Genomic DNA, 18,634 nt, shown 5'->3' with positions numbered 1-18,634 from the left:
TCACTCGTCAGCTAGATCGTTCACTCGTCAGCGGTCAACGCCGTCCAGCGTGCCTGGGCGGCGTCGTGCCACTGCCGGCGCAGATCCTTGAAGACGTTCGCGGCCCGCACGCCGATCCAATGCGGGGGGAGGAGCACCAGGGGCAGTTGTGGATCCAGCCGGGGGAACCGCCGCCACATGTGGACGAGGCGGGTCTGAGCGAGCAGCACCTGGTCACCGGGAGCAGGCTGCATCCCGGCGAACTCGCGGACGAAATCCTCGTACGCGGTGGCCAGTTCCCCCAGATGCCATGCCTGTTCGACCATGTCGGACTCCGAGCCGATTCCGCCGAAAGGCCCGCAGAAGGACAGTACTTCCGCGTCCAGCCCCAGGTTCTCCACCACCTGCTTGGCTTCGGGCTCCCGCGAGACATGGGGGCTGATCCACACCCCTGGCGCCGGGCTGCCCATTCCCGCCCAGGTCAGTCCATTGCGCAACTGATGGCGCAGGTCGCGTTTGGACTCGGGGACGCTGGCCAGGAGCACCAGCCAGCGCCCGTCCCAGGACTCGCGGTCCCGGCCGAAGGAGTAGATCCGCTCGGCGCCCTCGGTCAGCATGGCGCGGCCGTGCTCGGTCAACGCCCAGCGCACCCGGCGCCCCGCACGTTCGGACATGATCCAATCATCGGCGGCCAGCCGGTTCAGGGCCTGGCGGGCTGACTTTTCCTCGATCTCCAGCCCGGCCAGGATGTGCAGCAGCGCCGAGGTCCACACCGGCTCGCCACGCGGTAGCACGTACTCGCCGAACACCGTCAACAGCAAGGCCTTGGCGCTTCCCCCGCCCGTTCGCTGACGGCGACTCATGGATGGGACGCGGGTGCCCTCTTCATCGTGAGACACAGTCGGCGGGCTACTCCTCCGATATACAGGGCCCGAATCGGCCAACGCCCAGGTTACAAGGGGCAAACGGGCCATCAGGCCTGTGCCCCCGGGAGCCGGGGGGTGCCGTGAGCCGGTCAGCCCACGCCGAGAAGAGCGTGGGCTCGGTTGCGGTCGGTGCGGAAGTCCTGAGTCGAGCTGCGGTGAACGATCCGTCCCTTCTGCATCACGGCCACCTCGTCGGCCAACCGGAAGGCCAGATGCAGATCCTGTTCGACCAGCACGGCGGCGATGCCCTCGCCGCGCAGTCCTTCCAGCACGTCCGCGACCTGATCGATCACCGCTGGTGCGAGCCCGTCCGATGGTTCGTCGAGCAGCAGCAGGCGCGGGTTTCTCAACAGCGCTCGCCCGATGGCGAGCATCTGCTGCTCACCTCCGGAGAGTTGGTCGCCGCGGTTGTTTCTGCGTTCGGCCAGACGTGGCATGAGTTCATAGATCCGTGCCACCGTCCAACGACCGGGTTCGTTGCCGCGCCTAGGACCGGCGGCGATGTGCAGGTTCTCCTCCACCGTGAGGGGGGCGAAGACACGGCGGCCCTGCGGAACGATCGCGACCCCGTGCCGGGCGACGATGTGCGCGGGCGCCCCCGCCAACTCATGGTCATCTACCAGGACGCTGCCGGAGTAGGGCTTCAGCATGCCCATCACGGTGTGCATGAAGGTGCTCTTCCCGACACCGTTACGGCCGAGAAGGGCGACCACGGTGCCTGTGGGCACGGTGAAATCGACGCCATCGAGCACCGTGGTCCCCTCGTAGCCCGCCTTCAGGCCACGCACCGCCAGAGAATTCGTCATCAGCTGCCTCCGGCTTCGATGAACAGGTCTTCGGTGCGCGCGGCGCCGAGGTAGGCCTGCTGCACCTTTTCGTCGGCCTGGATGCGCTCCGGCGGTCCCGAGGCCAGGACCCGGCCCAGATGCAGCACGGTGACCCGGCCGGCGAGCCGGAACACCACGTCCAGGTCGTGCTCGACGATGAGCAAGGTCAAGCTGTCGGGCAGCCGCTGCATCAGCTCGACGAACCGTTCCGTTTCGGCCGCCGACATCCCGGCCGTGGGCTCGTCGAACATGACCAGGCTGGGCTGTGCGGCGAGGACCATCGCGACCTCGAGCTGCCTGCGCTCTCCGTGAGACAGCGCGGCCGCCTTGGTGCCGGCGCGGTCGTCCAGCCCCACCGATTCGAGATGGCTGTGCGCTTCGGCCTCTGCTTGCCGGAAACGCCACGCGGCCCGGTCGAAGCGGTGTGCCACTTTGTGAACGCGCTGGACCGCGAGCGCGACGTTGTCCAGCACAGTGCAGTTCAGGAACAGGCTGGAGTGCTGGTAGGTGCGCAGCATGCCGCGGCGGGCTCGTTCGGACTCGGGCAGGGAGGTGACATCGGCACCTGAGAACATCACCTGCCCACTGGTGGCGCGCATCGTTCCGGCCACAGTCGCGAACAGCGTGGACTTGCCTGCGCCGTTCGGGCCGATCAGCGCGTGCCGTTCTCCGGGCAGGACGTTCAGGTCGACGCCGTCGACGGCCGTCAGGGAACCGTAGGAACGGGTGAGACCTTTGAGCTCCAACAAGGGGGTCACGACGCGCTCTCCTTCCGGCGGGCTCCGGCCAGCCCGGCCAAACCCCGTGGGATCAGGAAGACGACGGCGACGAACAGGCAACCCAGCACCAGCGGGCCGTGCCCGCCGATGGAGGACGACAGGTTGTCGCGGACGAGCAGCACCACGGCCGCACCCAAGCACGGACCCCACAGGCTGCCCCTGCCGCCGATGACGACGCTCAGCAGAGCAAGCGCCGCGACCTCGAAGCCGAGATCTCCGGGCGAGATGAAGCGGGCCTGCGCCACCCACAGCGCGCCGCCGACTCCGGCGACCCCGCCTGCCAGGCAGAACACCCCGAATCTGGCGAGCGCCGGGCGGTAGCCCAGGGCGCGCATCCGGGCCTCGTTGTCCCGGATGCCACGAAGGGTGCGGCCATAGGGAGATCGGACGACCAGGGCCACCGCGGCGAACACGACGAGCGCCAGCGCCAGAACCCACCAGTACACGAAGCCGGCGGCGATGATCGGCGGGCCCCCGAACAGGCTGATCGGCGGCATCCCGCTCAGCCCGTTGCTCGCGCCCACCGCGTTCCACGTGTCGGCCACCTGGTGGACCGACTCGCCGATCGCGAGCGTCAGCATCAGGAAGACGATGCCGCGGGCCCGCACCGCGACCCAGCCGGTCACGGCGGCCGCGATCAGACCTGCCACCAGAGCGGCCACCACCTGGAGTGCCGCGTCGGAGGTCACGTGCAGGCCGACGAGGACGGCGGTGTAGCCACCGACCCCGAAGTAGGCCGCCTGTCCCAGCGTGGGCAGGCCCGTGATTCCGGTCAGCAGATCGACGCTGAGAACCAGGACCGCGAAGGCGAGGATCCGCGTCATCGTCGTCACCGGGTACGGGCCGAGTACCAGAGGCGCCGCCACCAGCAGGACGATGACCGGGAGGGCGACCAGCGGACCGCGCGGACGCCGGCGTCGTGCCGGGCTCCCGGCGACGTCGTCGTCCTGCCGCTCATATGAGGATCGAACCTCTGAAGCCGCTGTCATGCATGCACCGCCGTCCGGTCGGGAAGCAGGCCGGATGGCCGTAGCAGCAGCACCACGGCCATCGCAGCGAAGATCAGGAATGAGGCGTACTCGGGCAGCAGTGCGGTGCCCAGCGCCTGCACTTGCCCGATCAGGAGGGCGCCCAGGAGTGCGCCGCGCACCGACCCCAGGCCGCCGATCACCACCACGACCAGCGCCAGCAGCAGCACCTTCTCGTCGAGGCCGGGCTGGGCGCCCAGGATCGGCCCGGCCAGCACGCCGGCCACCGCGGCCAGCGCGGCTCCTGCGGCGAAGACGCCGATCAGCACCCGGCCGGTGTTGACGCCGAGGGCCGCGACCATGGCGCGATCGGCGACGGTCGCCCGGATCACCGAGCCGAGCCTGCTGCGTTCGACCAGGAAGTAGACCGCGACCGCCAGCACGATCCCGAATCCGATCACCAGCAGCCGGTAGACCGGATAGGTCTCGCCGACCACCGTGACGCCGCCCTCGACGGGCGCGGGCGCGGCGACCGAATGCACGTCGTTGCCGAAGCCGAGTGCGAGCAGTTCGGCGATCACCAGGGCGATGCCGAGGGTCAGCAGTGCCTGGTCGAGATGATGCGGGGTGGCTCGTGTCAGCCCGGCCAAGGCGCCGCCGAGGACGGCCCCGATCGCGGCGGCGACCAGGACCGCTAGGACGAAGGCCGCCATTCCGGCGTCGTCCCCGACCACGGCCACCGCCACGTACGCGCCGGCCAGATATACCGCACCGTGTGCCAGGTTGAGCACGTCCATCATGCCGAACACCAGCGACAGGCCCAGCGCGATGGCGAACAGCAACGAGCCCATGGCCAGCCCGTTGAGGACGCTCACAAGGTAGGTGTCCACGGCGGCGCCCTCAGCCCAGTTCGCGGACGACCGCGTTGACGGTCGTTCCGCCGCTGGAACGGACCTCACGCAGGTAGTACTTCTGCTGCGCGTCGTGATTGGCGTCGAAGGACCACTGGCCGCGCGGGCTGTCGATCGTCCCGACCCCGGCGAAGGCCTTGATCAGTTCGGCGCCGTCGGCGTTCTTCGCGTTGGCCAGTGCCTTGTCCAGAACGGCGGCCGAGTCGTAGGCCTGCACCGCGTAGACCGTCGGCGCCTTCTGGAACGCCTTGCGGTAGTCGGCGACGAACTGCTTGTTGCGCGGGGTGTCGATTTCGGTGGAGTAGTGAAGGGAGGTCTTCACTCCGACTGCGGCCTGGCCCTGGGCGTCCAGCACGCCACCTTCGGTCAGGAAGCCGGCCCCGTACAGCTGCGTCTTGCCGGCGAGCCCGAACTGCTTGTACTGCTTGACGAAGCTCACCGCCTCAGCGCCGGCGTAGAAGCTGTAGACCGCCTTGGCGCCGGAGCCGCGGATCCCCGACAGGTACGGCTGGAAATCCTGGGTCTTGCCGAACGGGGTGTACTTCTCGCCGGCGACTTTTCCGCCGGCGGCCTCAAAGGTCTTGCGGAATCCGCTGACCTGCTCCCGGCCTGCGGCATAGTCGGCGGCGATGAGGTAGACGCTGCCGTCGACCTCCTTGGCGACTGCGGGCCCCAGGGGCGCCCCGACCTTTCCGTTGGCGAAGCTGGTGCGCCAGATGTACTCGGACTTGTTGGCGCCCGTGATCGCGTCGGCTCCGGCGTTGGCGATGACCAGGGGCTTCTTGGACTCGGTGAAGAAGTCGCGGAGCCCGAGTGCGGTCGCGGAGTTGACCACCCCGACCACCACGGCCGACTGATCCTGTGTCACCAGCTTCTGCGCGGTCGGCACGCCGGTCTGCGGCCCCTCACCCTCGTCGGCCGTGACCACCTTCACCTTACGGCCGCCGAGCTTGCCTTCATGCTGGTCGAGGTAGTGCTGGAAGCCGTTGCGCATGTCCTGGCCGAGCGGTGCGTAGACCCCGGACAGCGGCACCAGCAGCCCGACCTTGATCTCGCCGTCGGATCCGCCCCCACCGGACTGACCCAGGCTCGACCCCGAACAGGCTGACAACGCGAGTGCGCCCAGCGCCAGCACCGGGACCGTCATGGTCCGGCGCGATCGGAGGACACGCGATCGGAGAACAACGGAGAGAACGCCCATGGCGACTCCTCAGAAAGGACGGACGGCGGCGCGATGCGCTGACGGGGTGGGCACAGAATCTACAAAGTCCATGCGATACGTCAAGACTTTGTATCCAAACTGTTTCAGCTGTTCTTGGTGGTCAAGGACCAGCCAGCCGCAGCCTGCTCTGCGAATCACTCGCCGTAGATCGACAATTTTTTATCGGGACGATGTACAACTCTTGACTGTTTACGGATGCTCAGCCAGACTGGGCCGCGATGTGCCCCACATCACACTGGCGGAGTTCAGAGCCAGGGACCCAGCTCGGGCGCCTGAACGGAACGGCCGGTGAGCCAGGCCGCCAGCTCGGCGGCGTGCCCCTTGCCGGCATGCTTGGCGGTGGCGTCGGTGGCGATCGCGGAGTTGAGGTCATCGGGCAGGTCGGCGAAGCCGATGCCGTGGCCGAGGTCCACGGCGTGAACCGCGACCTCCCTGGTCCGCATCCATGGGATCTCTTCGGCGGGTACGGTGCGGCCCTGGGCGGTGACGACGAGGTTGCGCCAGGCCGCCTTGGGCAGAGCGTCCATGTCCGCAGCCAGCGCCCGTGCCGACCGGTCGACGAAGGCGCGCAGGTCGTCGGCGGGCAGCAGGGCCGCCTCCTCGATCTCCTGCGCACGCTGGCCGGGTCTGGAGTACATGCGGGTCTCGACCCCTGTCGCGGCCCAGCTCAGCAAGCGCCGCAGCGCTTCGGCGTTCGCGGCGACATGGCCGATGACATGCCGTCGCGTCCAGCCCGGCAGCGCCGAGGCCGCGTCCAGGTCGGCGTCGGTGAGCCGCTGCACGGTGGACAGGAACAGCGCGGTGCTCTGGTCCATCCACGCGCGGGTGTTCTGGTCGCTCCACGCGCGGGCGTTCTGGTCCCTCCACGTGCGGGTGCTCATGCCGGCCTCGCGGTGTTCTCCAGGCGGCCGATGCCCTCGATCTCGGTGGTGACCACGTCGCCGTCGCCCAGATAGCGGGGTGGCTTGCGGGCGTGGCCGACACCGCCGGGCGTGCCGGTCGCGATGATGTCCCCGGGGCGCAGGGTGACGACCGTCGAGGCGTAGCGGACCAGGTCGACCGGGTCGAACACCAGGTCGGAGGTGTCGGCCTTCTGCACCACCTCGCCGTTCACGCGGCACGACAGGGCCAGCGCGGGCCGGACTCCGCCGGGCAGCTCGTCCGGCGTGACCAGGACGGGGCCGAGCGGCGTGGTGCCTTCGAACGTTTTGCCCTGGAGCCAGTCCTTGGTGCGGAACTGCCAGTCCCGCATGGTCACGTCGTTCATGATCGTGAATCCGGCGATCGCCGCCTCGGCCTGGGCCTCGGTGGCGCGGCGGACGGTGCGGCCGATCACCACGGTCAGCTCGGCCTCCCAGTCGATGGCGGACGACTCGGGCGCGAGCGCGATCGTGTCGCGCGGGCCGATGAGAGCGTCGGCGAACTTGGCGAACAGGGTCGGATACTCGGGCAGCTCGCGCCCCATCTCCAGGATGTGGTTGCGGTAGTTGAGCCCGGTGCACAGCACTTTCCCCGGCTGTGTCACCACCGGTGCGAGGTGCGCCTCCTCCGGGCGCACCGCCTCACCGCGAGCGGACGCCACGGCCTCTGCCCAGCCGTCGCGGGCCAGCATCGCGCCGACATCGGACGCGTCCAGCAGGGTGTATCCGCCGTCGTCGAGGCGGGCGGCGCGGGTGCCTTGGCCGGTGCGGACGGTCGCGAGCTTCACTGCGAGATCTCCTGAGTGGTGTCGTGCTGGACGCGGTGCTGGTGCAGTCGTTCGAAGATGGGGGTGTCGCTGAACCGGAACAGGTCCAGGCCGTGTTCGGTGACCAGGGACAACGGCTGCCAGGACGGGACGACGAACAGGTCGCCGCGCTCGACGCTCCAGCTGAGGTCGCCGACGGTGACCTGGCCGGTGCCCTCGAAGATCTGGAACACCGAGGACCCGACCTCCCGGACCGCCGCGGTCTCGGCACCGGGCGCGAGCCGATGGAACTCGGTGCGCAAGGTGGGCAGGACGTCGCCGCCGGTCGTGGGATTGGTGTACCGGACGGCGGCGTGCCCGGTTTCGACGGTGGCCCTGTGGCCCTCGGCTTCCAGAGCGAGCTGTTCGGCCAGAGCCCGGTCGGTGTGCTCCCAGCGATAGGCCAGCAGCGGTGTCGCAGGGGTGGGCTCCAGGTGAGTGAGCGGACGCAGGCCGGGGTGGCCCCACAGCCGCTCAGAGCGCGACCGCTCGGGTGCCTCACGCGTCTCGACCTCGTCCGGGCCGAACTCGAAGAACGTGGAGTCCGCGAAGTACTGGAAGGGGATGTCGAGCCCGTCGATCCACGCCATCGGGTGGTCGGTGACGTTGTGATGGCCGTGCCAATGCCATCCGGCCTGCGGCAGGAAGTCGCCGCGCCGCATGGCGACGGGGTCGCCGTCCACCACCGTCCACACGCCCTCGCCCTCCACCACGAACCGGAACGCGTTCTGGGTGTGCCGGTGGACCGGGGCGTCCTCGCCGGGGTTGAGGTACTGGATCGCGGCCCAGAGGGTCGGGGTGGCGAACGGCCGCCCGCCCAGGCCCGGATTGGCGAGCGCGATCGCTCGCCGCTCCCCGCCGCGGCCGACCGGGACGATCTCCCCGGCCTGGGCGGCGAGGGGCAGCAGATTGCTCCAGCGCCACAGGTGCGGCACCGCTTTCGACCGTGGAGACGGTGGCATGAGGCCGCCGATCTCGGTCCAGAGCGGCACGAGCAGCTCGGACTCGAAACCCCGGTACAACGCTTCGAGTTCGGGTGTCCTGGTCGGCTGGTCCTCGGCATCGGTCGCGACGATGGTCACCGGGGATCCATGTGTGACGGTCATTGCTTCTGGCCCCCTTCCTGGTGGCATGTCCCGCTGTGATGCTGCTCATAGTGGGTCCAAGGCCCTCTTGTGTCAATACTGCGCCGACCGTCGAAATTTCTGCACACATGTGTCGCGCGTGGGGCCGGCACGGGTCAATGACCGCTGGAACGGGAAAGGGGCTTGCTGCCCGAAGGCCCCCGAGAGGCCGGGGTCACGCCGCCGGAAGGGGCCGGGAGGCCGGGGTTATGCCGCCGGCGTGGACAGGCCTGCGACCTCGTCGTAGAAGGTTTCTGCGGGCGGGCCGAGCAGGTCGTGTGCCTCTAGGAACATCTCGTGCGTCTCCCGGCCGACCCATCCGCCTGGAAGCAGTTCGAGGGGCAGGTCCGGGTCGCGGAAGGGGAACCTGCGATAGTCGCTGGTGAGACGCATGCGCTCGATGAGTGCTTCGCGAGGGCTCAGGTGTCCGGCTCGGTACGACGGCAGCCGTACGCGGTAGGTGCGCAGGAGTTGGCGGTAGTCCTCGTTCAGCTGATCGAGGTCCCAGCATCGGGCGGCCATGTCCCGGTCCACCGGCAGGCCGCGCGACTGGCAGCGCAGGGTGTCCAACTGGACGACAGGGTCGTCGGCGAACTTTTCGAGCACCTGCTGGACGCGGTCATGGGGGCAGATGTAGGTCGAGGGTGCCAGCGGGCCGTATCCCAGCCAGGCCAGTTCCTTGCGGATGCGCTCGCGGACGGCACGGTCGGTCTCGGGCACCGAGTAGATCACCATGTGCCAGGTGCGGTCCCAGTCGTTCCGCACCCGGTCGAAGATCCGCGCGCGGCCCTCATCGAGCAGGCGCAGGCTGCGGGGGTTCAGCGAATAGACGCTTTCGCGACCGTCCCGCCGCGCGTCGAACCAGCCTTCCTTGCGCAGCCTGGACAACACCACGCGCACGGTGCTCTCCCCGACGTCGAAGCACCCCATCAGCGTGCTGAGCGTGCGCAGCCGGGCGGATCCGCCTCGATACCGCACATAGTCGCCGAAGAGGTCGAAGACGATGGACCGGGGCTTCACCGTCGGGCTCCTCCAATCGCTGCCTCCGCCTGACTATCCCATGACCGATGTCCGGTCATGGGATAGGGCGGTGGCGGCCCCTCGGCCGCCGTCGGTGCGGTCGACTCATTCGTGTCATGTGATTGACGCACGTCTGAATATTGACACATAATGCGTTCTGCTTGAACCCGCCCCTGACATGCGGGGACTCTCGACAGGAGGCTGACAGCCCATGGTTCAGCCCATGGTTTCCAGGATCGCGTGCGTGGGAGGCGGGCCCGGCGGGCTCTTCTTCGCCACGCTGATCAAGCAGGCCCTCCCGTCGGTGGAGATCACGGTCTTCGAGCGCAATCGCCCGGACGACGTGTTCGGCTTCGGCGTGGTGTTCTCCGACGCGACCCTTGCCAACCTCCACCAGGCCGATCCGGTGCTCCGAGAGGCCCTGGCCGGCCATGGGCGGCACTGGGACCCCATCGAGGTGCGCTTGAAGGGTGAACGGATCACCTGCGGCGGCAACGGCATGGCGGCCATCCACCGTCGCACCCTGCTGACGCTCATGCGGGCCCGGGCTTCCGAAGTCGGTGTCGATCTGCGCTTCGGAACCGAGATCGCCGGCGCTGAGGAGCTGTCCGGCTATGACCTGATCGTGGCGGCGGACGGGGCCAACTCGCGCTTCCGCGAGAGCCTGGCCCATACTCTGCGGCCCCAGGTCGATGTGGCGAAGGCCAAGTTCATCTGGTTCGGCACGGACTACATGTTCGACGGGCTCACCTTCGTTCACCAGCGCGGCCCGCACGGCGTGTTCGCCGTTCACGGATATCCGATCAGCGCCGACGTCAGCACCTTCATCGTGGAGACCGACGAGCGGACCTGGCGTGCGGCAGGCTTGGACGAGTTCGACGCCGGCGGCCCGCCCGGCCCCAGCGACGAGAAGAGCAGGCGCTACCTGGAAGACCTGTTCGCCGAGCAGATCGACGGCCGTCGGCTGCTGGTGAACAACTCCCGCTGGGCCAACTTCCGCACCCGCCGGGCGCATCGCTGGCATTCGGGAAACGTCGTGCTCCTCGGCGACGCCGTCCACACCGCTCACTTCTCGGTGGGCTCGGGCACGAAGATGGCGATGGAGGACGCCGTCGCGCTGGCCGGCAGCCTCACCGAGCACCCCCGTGATCTGGAAGCGGCCCTGACGGCCTATGAGGCCGCGCGCATGCCGCCGGTGGAGAAGATCCAGAACTCGGCCCGGCCCAGCTTGGCCTGGTGGGAGCACTTCGGCCGGTACCACGATGCCTTCGACCCTCTTCAGTTCGCGTTCCACTTCCTGTCGCGCAGCATCGGAAAGGCCAGGCTGGCTCGCCGCGATCCCGAGTTCGTCGCTGACGTCGAGAGGGCCTGGCGGGAGCACCACGGTGCCGCGCCGCTGGACTCGTCACTGAAGGCCGGCCCGTACGAATTCACCGGGCGCCGCGTGACGGCCGAGGAGACTCAGGATGGCATCGTCGCGGCCGTGCAGGACGGCACGCGGGTACCGCTTCGCGACGCCAAAACGGAGGCGCACCACGGCCTGCGGGCACCGCTTCGCGACGCCACAGCGCAGGCGCTCCACGGCCTGCGAATCGCCGCGCCGGAGGCCGAATCCGATCTGGCTGAGACCTTCGCCTACCTTTCCGCTGCGGTGAAGGCCGGCCCGCCGCCGCTCGTCGCCGTGCACGGCGGAACGTCACTCACCCGTGTACTGCTCGCTGAGCAGGCCCGATTGGGGCACGGCGTCCCAACTCTGATCGTGGAGGATCCCCTGGACGACGACCGCGCCGAGACCCTGCTGTTGTCCGGGCGGGCCGACCTCGTCGGCTCACCGGCTGAAAGGCAGAGCCCGTGAACGGCGACCTCACCCCCCTGTTCAACCCCTCCGGCGTCGCCGTGATCGGTGCCTCGCAGCAGGGCGGCAAGCTCGGTGCGGCCATGGCCCGCTCGCTGGCGGGCTTCCCCGGCACGCGCGTTCTGGTCAACTCCCGGAACCCCGACCCGGCGGCGGGCGTCTTCGCCTCCGTCGCCGACGCCCGCGCGCAGACCGGTGCCGACCTGGACCTGGCCGTGCTCTGCATCCCGGCTTCAGCCTGTGCGTCTGCGCTGGCCGAGGCCGCGGCGGCGGGCTGCCGAGCCGCGCTGATCTGCGCGGGTGGCTTCAGCGAGATCGGCGCGGCGGGGGAGGAGGCCGAACGTGCGCTCCGCCAGGTCGTCGAGGAAACCGGGATCCGGCTGCTCGGCCCCAACACCTCGGGTTTCTTCGTCCCTCGCCAGGGACTGACCGCGAGCTTCGTACCCGGCGCCGCCTTGGTGCCGCCTGGCGGCATCGCCGTCGTCGCGGCCAGCGGCGGAGTCAACCACGCCCTGTCGTTCGATCTCGCCAATGCCGGCAACGGCATCAGTCTCGGAGTCGGGATCGGCGCTGGCCTGGACGTCACGGCCGCCGACGTGCTCGACCACCTCGCAGGCGACCCGGAGACCACGGGGGTGGCGCTCCATCTGGAGACCGTTCCGGACGGACCCCGCCTGGTGGAGGCGCTCCGCCGCCTGTCGGCCGAGAAGCCGGTGGCGGCGCTGGTGGTCGGCCGTACGGACGTCGGTGACTTCGCCCGCTCGCACACCGGTGCTCTGGCCACGTCCTGGCGCACCACCCGCGCTGTCGTCCGGGATGCCGGTGCCGTCGTGGTCGAGGACGAACGCGAACTCGTCGACGCGCTCACGGCTCTGTCGCGGGTGCGGCTCCGCCCCGCGGCCGACCCCGGGCTCGGCATCGTCACGGCTCAGGCGGGGCCCGGTCTGCTTCTGGCGGATCGGGTCGGCGCCGACGGCGTACGCGTCCCCGAACTCGCGCCGGACACTCAGGCCGGCCTCGGTGATCTGCTGCCGCCTCTGACGTTCCAACGCAACCCGGTCGACACCGGCCGCCCCAGCGAGACCTTTCCCACCCTGCTGGAAACCGTCGCCGGAGACCCCGAAGTGGACCTGCTGGCGGTGTACGCGCTGACCGAACCCGACAGCGTGGACCTGGTCGCGGCCGCACAGGAGGCGGGTCTGCCCGCCGCGATCCCGGCGATCATCGCCATCGGCGGTCTCGACGAGGAGGTGCGGGAAGCCCGGGCCCTCTTGCACAAGCTCGGAGTGCCGACCGTCACCAGCCCCTCGGCTGCCGCCAACGCCGTGCGTGCGCTGGTGGCTGATGCGCGATCGCGCGCTGAGCGACAGGGCGGGGCGAAACCTGTGGTGGGCATCCCGGTGCCGTCCGGCCCGCTGGACGAACACGCCGCCAAGACGTTTTTGGAAACGCTGGGCGTCCGCACCCCGCAGCGTCGTGCGTGCGGATCTCGGCAGGAGGCGCACAGAGCTCTCGCCGAGCTCGGCGGTCCAGTGGCCGTCAAGGTGCTCGACCATCGGATCCTGCACAAGACGGAGGCAGGCGGGGTTTCGCTGGGAGTACGGACTCCGGCCGAGCTCGACACCGCCCTGGAGTCGATCGGCGCCGACCGGGTGCTCGTCGAATCCATGGCGCCCGCCGGTATCGATCTCATGGTGGGCGCCACCCGGGACCCGGTGTTCGGCCCGGTCGTCCTCGTCGGACTCGGCGGCACCGCCGCCGAGGCGCTCGCCGACGTCGCGATCCGGCTCGCACCGGTGACGGCGGCGAACGCCGCGGCCATGCCCGGCGAACTCGCGGCCCGTGCGCTGCTGAACGGCTGGCGCGGCGGCCCCGTCCTGGACCGGCGGGAGTTCGGCGAACTGGTGTCGGCGCTGTCCGGAGCTCTGGCGGCGAGCCCCGGCATCTCGGAGATCGAGATCAATCCGCTACGGCTCACCCCCGACGGCCTCGTCGCTCTGGACGCCGTCGTCGTTCGCCACGAGGAGGAAGACCATGCCTAGGCCCACACGCGACGACGTCGTCCCGTGGCCGGAGGACGAGGCCCGGCGCTACGCCGAGAAGGGTTACTGGCGAGGTACGACGATCGGTGACGAACTGCTGGCCGTCGCGGACGCCCGTCCGGACTCGGTGGCCCTGGTCGAGGACGGGCGCAGGCTGACCTACCGCGACCTGGCCGAGCGTGCCGATGCCGCGGCGATCCGGCTGGCCGAGCTCGGGCTGACCGTGGACGACCGGATCGTGCTGCAACTACCCAATACCATCGAGTTCGCCGTCCTCACCCTGGCCTGCCTGCGCCTGGGAGTGATCCCGGTGATGGCGCTGCCCGGCCACCGCAGGCACGAGATCGCCTACCTCGCCGACCACTCCGAGGCCGTGGCGATCGCGGTCCCGGACGTGCTCAGGGACTTCGACCACCAGGCGATGGCCGTCGCCGTCCAGCAGGACAACCCGACTCTGGAACACCTGCTGGTGCTGGGAAAGCCGACCGCCCCCGGGGCGGTCGACCTGCACGCCCTGTGCGCCCCGCCAGAGGGATCGGCGCCGCGGGCGGCAGTGGATGCTCATCGCCCCGACAGCCGGTCGGTTGCGCTCTTCCTGCTGTCGGGCGGCACCACCGGGCTGCCCAAGCTCATCGCCCGCACCCACGACGACTATCTGTACAACGCCAGACGTAGCGCCGAGGTGTCGGGCTTCGGGCCCGACACGGTCTACTACGCGGCGCTGCCCCTGGGCCACAATTTCCCGCTGGCCTGCCCTGGACTCCTCGGCACACTGCTGTGCGGCGGCCGGGTCGTCATGGGCACGCCGCGTCCCGATGCCGCGTTCGCGGCGATCGAGCGGGAGCGGGTGACCGCCACGGCGGTCGTTCCCGCCATCGCGCAACGCTGGCTCGACCACCGCCACGACGAGCCCGACCGCGACCTCGGTTCGCTGCGCGTACTCCAGGTCGGCGGCGCGCGACTGGCCGACGAGGTCGCCCGCCGGGTCCGTCCCACGCTCGGCTGCACCCTCCAGCAGGTGTTCGGGATGGCGGAAGGGCTGCTCAACTACACCCGGCTCGACGACCCCGAAGAGGTCATCTGCACCACGCAGGGCCGCCCGATGAGCCCCGGCGACGAGATCCTCGTCGTCGACGACGAGGGCCGGCCGCTCCCAGAGGGCACCCCCGGAGTATTGATCACGCGTGGCCCCTACACCCCGCGCGGCTACTACCGGGCCGAAGAACACAACGCCCGCGCGTTCACTCCGGACGGCTGGTACCGCACCGGGGACATCGTCCGGTTGACCTCCGACGGCAACCTGATCGTCGAGGGCCGGGACAAGGACATGATCAACCGGGCGGGGGAGAACATCTCCGCGGAGGAGGTGGAGAACTTCGCCTACCAGGTCCCCGGTGTCTTCCTGGCCGCTGCGGTCGCGATGCCCGATCCCGAACTGGGCGAGCGAGTGTGCCTCTACGTCGTGCCGGAGGCAGGGCATCAGGTCACCCTGAAAGATGTGCACGGAGTCATGGACCGCGCGGGCGCGGCGCGGTTCAAATATCCCGACCGGCTGGTGGTCGTGGACGAACTCGTCACCACCAAGGTCGGGAAGATCGACAAAAAAGCGCTGCGGGCTGACATCGCCCAGAGGCTGGACACGGAGTCCCGCTCCGCCTAGGCGAACCATGCGCCCGACCTCCAGGCTAGGCGAACCATGCGCCCGACCTTCAGGCCGTATCGCCGAGGGCTTTGTGGAGGGTGTCGAGGACGGTGTGGTGGAGGATCCGGGTCTTGTGGCGGGCCTGGGGGAGGGGAGTGCAGTCGGCGGTTGCGTGGGCGGCGGCGGTGTCGGCTGTGTCGGTGGTGGCGGGCTGGCCGATCAGGGCGGTTTCGACGGCGGTGAGGCGTTGCGGTGTGCGTGCTATGCCGCCGACTGCCACGGCGGCGGACTCGATGGTGCCGCGGGTGATGAGCAGGCGGGCGGTGGTTTCTACCAGTGGCCAGTCTGTGGTGCCGTGGGCGGTGGTGCGTTGGTGGACGGCTCGTTCACCTTCGGGTGGGGCCGGGATGTGAACGGCGGTCAGGAGCTGTTCGCTGGTGAGCTGGTGGTCGCGGGTGGGGTCGGTGCCGTCTCCGTATAGGTCGGTGAGCGGGATGGCGCCGCCTGGGTGGAGTTCGGCGCGGGCGTCGTAGGCGAGCAGTGGGACCGCCAGCGATGAGGGGTGCGGCGCGATGCAGGCGCTGTGGTCGATGACCACTGCCCACGAGTGCCAGCCGGTGCGGGCCGGGCAGTCGTCGCCGCCGGTCTGATGGCAGGTGAAGGCAGGGTTGCGCAGGTAGGGGCAGCGGTTGCGTTGCAGCAGGTTCCCGCCGACGGTGGCGGTCGCGCGGATCTGCGGGGTGGCGAGGGTCCGGGCGGCCGCGACGAGCGCCGGGTGTGTGGTGGACAGCCGTTCATCGCCTGCGAGGTGGGCGATCGTGGTCGTGGCGCCGATCCGGGCTGAGCCGTCGGGGAGGTGGTGGATCCCTGCCAGTTCGGCCACGTCGCGCAGGTCGGCGATTGCCTGTGCGGTGTGTGTTCGTGCGGTGTGCGGACGGGCGAGGAGGTCGGTGCCGCCCGCGCGCGGCAGGGCGCCCGCGCGGAGGGCCTCCAGGGTCTGGTCGAGGCCGGCGGGGATCATTCGGCGAGTCCTTGCAGGAGACGGTCGGGGCTGATCGGCAGGTCGAGCGGGCGCCAGCCGGTGGCGTTGCGGACGGCGTTGCCGATCGAGGCGGCCACGCCCATGGTCGACACCTCGCCCAGGCCGGTGCCGCGGCCTTTGACGTGGTCCCAGCCGTCCTGGTGGAAGTGCACGGTGATCTCCGGGGTGTCGGCGATGCCGGGGATGCGGTAGTCGGCCAGGCTGTCGGTCATCACCACGCCCGTGGCCGGGTCGGTGTGGCGTTGCTCGTACAGGGCGTATCCGATGCCCTGGATGACGCCGCCGTGGCATTGGCTGAGGGCCAGCCGGGGCGAATAGACGCGACCGGCGGCGATGCCGCACGACACCCGTGTGACGCGGACGCTTCCAAGGTGGGTGTCGACCTCCACCTCGGTCACGTAGATGGCGCCGGTGAAGCCGCGTCCGATCGCGAAGTCGCCGATCGGGACGGGTGTGACGTAGCCCCAGCGATCCCGGGGGCGGCGGCCCACCACCCGCAGCCCGTCCGCGTCGTCCAGGGAGCGGCCGTTGAGCGCCTTGTGCAACCGGTGGGCGGCGTCGTGGGCGGCGGGGCCGATCGACGGCGTCGAGCAGCTGCTGGCCGCTGCCGGACCGTGCACCGTTCCGGTGCGGCCGATCTCCACCCGTACCCGATCCGCCGCGACGCCCAGGGTTTCTCGTACGACCTGGCTGATCACCGAGCGGCTGCCGGTGCCTACGTCCTGGGTGGCGGTACGGGCCACGACGACGCCCTGCTCAACGGTCAGCTCGACCTTGGTGCCGGGATCGAGGAAGTACAGGTAGTTGGCCACGGCGACGCCGACACCACGGCGGTGTCTCCCTTGCTGGTCGCCGGTGGCGGGCCGATCGCGCCAGGCGGTGAGTTCCGCCGCCCAGTCGTAGAGGGCTTGGCGCTTGGGGTTGCCGTCCCAGCGGCGACGCAGCTCGATGGGATCGGTGCCCAGCCGGTGGGCCATCTCGTCAACGGCCTGTTCCAGCGCCCACAGCATCGGCGGATGACCCGGACCACGGAACGGGGCGGCGGGCGGATGGTTGGTGACGACATCGAAGTCCCGCAGCCGGCGGGGTGCGTTGCCGTAGATGTAGCGGGCCAGCGAGGCGGCGTTGTTCGCCACCGCGACTCCGCCGTCGCCGTAGACGTCCATGGTCAAGGCCGCCAGCTCGCCCCCGGCATCGGCGACCATGGCCAGCTCGGTGCGGGTGCCCGGGCGGCTGCCGCCGTCGATGAGCTCTTCGGCCCGGTCGAGCACCACCCGTACCGGCGCGCCGGTCAGCCGGGCCAGCTCGACCGCGGCGACCACCTCACTGGTCAGGTTCACTTTGGCGCCGAAACCGCCGCCCACGTGCTCGGCCATCAGATGAACCTGCTCAGGCCGCAGTTTCCACCGCTTGGCCACCTGGCCGGCGAGCCTGTCGACCGCCTGCGTGGACACATGAAGGTGCAGGTCGCCGCTCGTGTCCCAGCGGGCCAGGCAGGCGTGTGGCTCCAGGGCGGTGTGCGCCTGCACGGCGGTACTGAAGGTCGCAGAGAACAATCGCTCGTCGTTTCTTTCCCGAGCTTGCTCGATACGCCGTACCGCGGTGCGGGGCCGCTTGCTGAGCCCGGAGGGACCCCGCAGATTGCCGCGCCAGCGGGCCGGGCTGGGCGGGCCCTCGCTGGATCGCGGCGCACTTCGCCTTCCGTCCTTGGAGGGGTGGACGGCCGGGGCGTCGGGCGCCTTCTCCGGGGCGAACGACAAGGCGGCGGGCAACGGCCTGTATTCCACCTGGACTCGCGCGGCGGCGGCGAGCGCCTCAGCCCGGGTCGGCGCGGCGACCGCCGCGATGGGCTGCCCGGCATAGCGCGCTATTCGATCCGTGCCGAGCAGCTCCACGAGCTGTGCCCCCTGGCCGTTGATCGAGGTCACTTCGGCGTGCGCGTGCCCGGAACGTACGATCACGCCTTCCAGCTGCCCGTCCAGCCGTACATCGGTGGTGTAGCGGGCCGCACCGGTGATCTTCTCCAGTGCCTCCACCCGCGCGGGCGGTTCATCGGAACGCTCGTCGTCGTGCTCGCCGGCGCAGGCTGCCTCGACCGCCGCGTAGATGCCCGGGTAGGCGCCGCACCGGCACAGATTCCCGGCCAGCGCCTCGGCGATCAGCTCCCGGCTCGGCGCGGTGTCACCATGCTCCGCACGCCATCCATCGACGAAGGCGGCCGCCGCCACGACGAAGCCGGGGGTGCAGTAGCCGCACTGCAGCGCATCATGCGCCGCGAAGGCACGCTGAACGGGATGCGTGCCGCCCAGCCCCTCCACCGTGGTGACCTCACGCCCGTCGAGGTCGGAACACAGCGTCAGGCAACCGGCCACCGCGGTCCCATCCACCAAGATGGTGCAGGCTCCACACACCCCGGTGCCACAGGCGGGCTTCGTCCCCGTCAACCCCGCGTTCTCGCGTATGAAACCGACAGCCGTCTCACCGGCTGCGCCGCTCACCGTCACGGGGCGCCCGTTCATCGTGAACTTCACCAGCCGGCTCCTCCACCACTGATTTCGCATTCAACCCGCT

15 protein-coding genes are annotated in these 18,634 nt (G+C 69.9%); 3 read left to right on the top strand and 12 right to left on the bottom strand.

Annotation, left to right across the window (positions count from 1 at the left end; genetic code table 11):
• Positions 1-20: 20 nt before the first annotated feature.
• From ACH34W_RS12945 to ACH34W_RS12900, 10 genes are all read right to left on the bottom strand, one after another.
• Positions 21-842 (bottom strand): PaaX family transcriptional regulator C-terminal domain-containing protein, encoded by an 822-nt coding sequence (locus ACH34W_RS12945; RefSeq protein WP_395961048.1) that lies wholly within the window; start codon positions 840-842, stop codon positions 21-23.
• Positions 843-994: 152 nt separating this feature from the next.
• Positions 995-1,711 carry an ABC transporter ATP-binding protein gene (locus ACH34W_RS12940; protein ID WP_395961047.1) on the bottom strand — a complete coding sequence of 239 codons (717 nt, stop codon included), beginning with the start codon at positions 1,709-1,711 and terminating at the stop codon, positions 995-997.
• Entirely contained in the window at positions 1,711-2,490 is a 780-nt protein-coding gene (locus tag ACH34W_RS12935) for an ABC transporter ATP-binding protein (protein ID WP_395961046.1), read from the bottom strand. The genes ACH34W_RS12940 and ACH34W_RS12935 overlap by 1 nt, the downstream gene beginning before the upstream one ends.
• The gene (locus ACH34W_RS12930) at positions 2,487-3,500 is read right to left on the bottom strand and encodes a branched-chain amino acid ABC transporter permease (RefSeq protein ID WP_395961045.1); all 1,014 of its coding nucleotides are present in this window, start codon (positions 3,498-3,500) and stop codon (positions 2,487-2,489) included. Before ACH34W_RS12930 ends, ACH34W_RS12935 begins: the two co-directional genes overlap by 4 nt.
• Positions 3,497-4,369, bottom strand: coding sequence for a branched-chain amino acid ABC transporter permease (locus ACH34W_RS12925; protein WP_395961044.1), 873 nt, complete (start codon positions 4,367-4,369; stop codon positions 3,497-3,499). Before ACH34W_RS12925 ends, ACH34W_RS12930 begins: the two co-directional genes overlap by 4 nt.
• A gap of 10 nt (positions 4,370-4,379) precedes the next feature.
• Positions 4,380-5,537: an ABC transporter substrate-binding protein gene (locus ACH34W_RS12920; RefSeq protein ID WP_395961043.1), complete on the bottom strand. Its 1,158-nt coding sequence runs from the start codon at positions 5,535-5,537 to the stop codon at positions 4,380-4,382.
• A 320-nt stretch (positions 5,538-5,857) separates the two neighbouring features.
• Positions 5,858-6,493, bottom strand: a complete 636-nt coding sequence (locus ACH34W_RS12915) for a maleylpyruvate isomerase N-terminal domain-containing protein (protein WP_395961042.1) — start codon at positions 6,491-6,493, stop codon at positions 5,858-5,860.
• On the bottom strand, positions 6,490-7,320 hold the full coding sequence (locus tag ACH34W_RS12910) for a fumarylacetoacetate hydrolase family protein (protein WP_395961041.1): 831 nt from the start codon (positions 7,318-7,320) through the stop codon (positions 6,490-6,492). The genes ACH34W_RS12915 and ACH34W_RS12910 overlap by 4 nt, the downstream gene beginning before the upstream one ends.
• Complete coding sequence (locus ACH34W_RS12905) at positions 7,317-8,471, bottom strand: cupin domain-containing protein (protein WP_395961040.1); 1,155 nt, start codon at positions 8,469-8,471, stop codon at positions 7,317-7,319. The genes ACH34W_RS12910 and ACH34W_RS12905 overlap by 4 nt, the downstream gene beginning before the upstream one ends.
• A gap of 198 nt (positions 8,472-8,669) precedes the next feature.
• Positions 8,670-9,482 (bottom strand): PaaX family transcriptional regulator C-terminal domain-containing protein, encoded by an 813-nt coding sequence (locus tag ACH34W_RS12900; RefSeq protein WP_395961039.1) that lies wholly within the window; start codon positions 9,480-9,482, stop codon positions 8,670-8,672.
• Between the two features lie 223 nt (positions 9,483-9,705).
• Between ACH34W_RS12900 and ACH34W_RS12895 the strand changes: the two genes are divergently transcribed.
• From ACH34W_RS12895 to ACH34W_RS12885, 3 genes are read left to right on the top strand one after another with little or no spacing between them, the layout of a single operon-like run.
• A complete protein-coding gene (locus tag ACH34W_RS12895) occupies positions 9,706-11,337 on the top strand; it encodes an FAD-dependent monooxygenase (RefSeq protein WP_395961038.1) in 1,632 nt (543 codons plus the stop codon).
• On the top strand, positions 11,334-13,379 hold the full coding sequence (locus tag ACH34W_RS12890) for an acetate--CoA ligase family protein (protein ID WP_395961037.1): 2,046 nt from the start codon (positions 11,334-11,336) through the stop codon (positions 13,377-13,379). Before ACH34W_RS12895 ends, ACH34W_RS12890 begins: the two co-directional genes overlap by 4 nt.
• Positions 13,372-15,039 carry a (2,3-dihydroxybenzoyl)adenylate synthase gene (locus tag ACH34W_RS12885; RefSeq protein WP_395961036.1) on the top strand — a complete coding sequence of 556 codons (1,668 nt, stop codon included), beginning with the start codon at positions 13,372-13,374 and terminating at the stop codon, positions 15,037-15,039. Before ACH34W_RS12890 ends, ACH34W_RS12885 begins: the two co-directional genes overlap by 8 nt.
• A gap of 49 nt (positions 15,040-15,088) precedes the next feature.
• Here ACH34W_RS12885 and ACH34W_RS12880 read toward each other — a convergent pair whose 3' ends face one another.
• Together ACH34W_RS12880 and ACH34W_RS12875 are read right to left on the bottom strand one after the other, a co-directional pair.
• Entirely contained in the window at positions 15,089-16,042 is a 954-nt protein-coding gene (locus ACH34W_RS12880) for an FAD binding domain-containing protein (RefSeq protein WP_395961035.1), read from the bottom strand.
• Complete coding sequence (locus tag ACH34W_RS12875; protein WP_395961034.1) at positions 16,039-18,594, bottom strand: molybdopterin-dependent oxidoreductase; 2,556 nt, start codon at positions 18,592-18,594, stop codon at positions 16,039-16,041. Before ACH34W_RS12875 ends, ACH34W_RS12880 begins: the two co-directional genes overlap by 4 nt.
• Positions 18,595-18,634 lie beyond the last annotated feature (40 nt).

The sequence above is a fragment of the Actinomadura sp. 6N118 genome (assembly GCF_044326415.1).
In the GTDB taxonomy this organism is placed as follows: Bacteria; Actinomycetota; Actinomycetes; order Streptosporangiales; family Streptosporangiaceae; genus Spirillospora.
This window is presented reverse-complemented; position numbering and strand designations above follow the sequence as displayed.

Excerpts from the sequence above, each read along its gene's own strand:
- ACH34W_RS12905 (WP_395961040.1), bottom strand. The coding sequence starts at position 8,471 with ATGCCACCAGGAAGGGGGCCAGAAGCAATGACCGTCACACATGGATCC.
- ACH34W_RS12945 (WP_395961048.1), bottom strand. The coding sequence starts at position 842 with ATGAGTCGCCGTCAGCGAACGGGCGGGGGAAGCGCCAAGGCCTTGCTG.
- ACH34W_RS12940 (WP_395961047.1), bottom strand. The coding sequence starts at position 1,711 with ATGACGAATTCTCTGGCGGTGCGTGGCCTGAAGGCGGGCTACGAGGGG.
- ACH34W_RS12885 (WP_395961036.1), top strand. The coding sequence starts at position 13,372 with ATGCCTAGGCCCACACGCGACGACGTCGTCCCGTGGCCGGAGGACGAG.
- ACH34W_RS12895 (WP_395961038.1), top strand. The coding sequence starts at position 9,706 with ATGGTTTCCAGGATCGCGTGCGTGGGAGGCGGGCCCGGCGGGCTCTTC.
- ACH34W_RS12880 (WP_395961035.1), bottom strand. The coding sequence starts at position 16,042 with ATGATCCCCGCCGGCCTCGACCAGACCCTGGAGGCCCTCCGCGCGGGC.
- ACH34W_RS12930 (WP_395961045.1), bottom strand. The coding sequence starts at position 3,500 with ATGACAGCGGCTTCAGAGGTTCGATCCTCATATGAGCGGCAGGACGAC.
- ACH34W_RS12920 (WP_395961043.1), bottom strand. The coding sequence starts at position 5,537 with ATGACGGTCCCGGTGCTGGCGCTGGGCGCACTCGCGTTGTCAGCCTGT.
- ACH34W_RS12915 (WP_395961042.1), bottom strand. The coding sequence starts at position 6,493 with ATGAGCACCCGCACGTGGAGGGACCAGAACGCCCGCGCGTGGAGCGAC.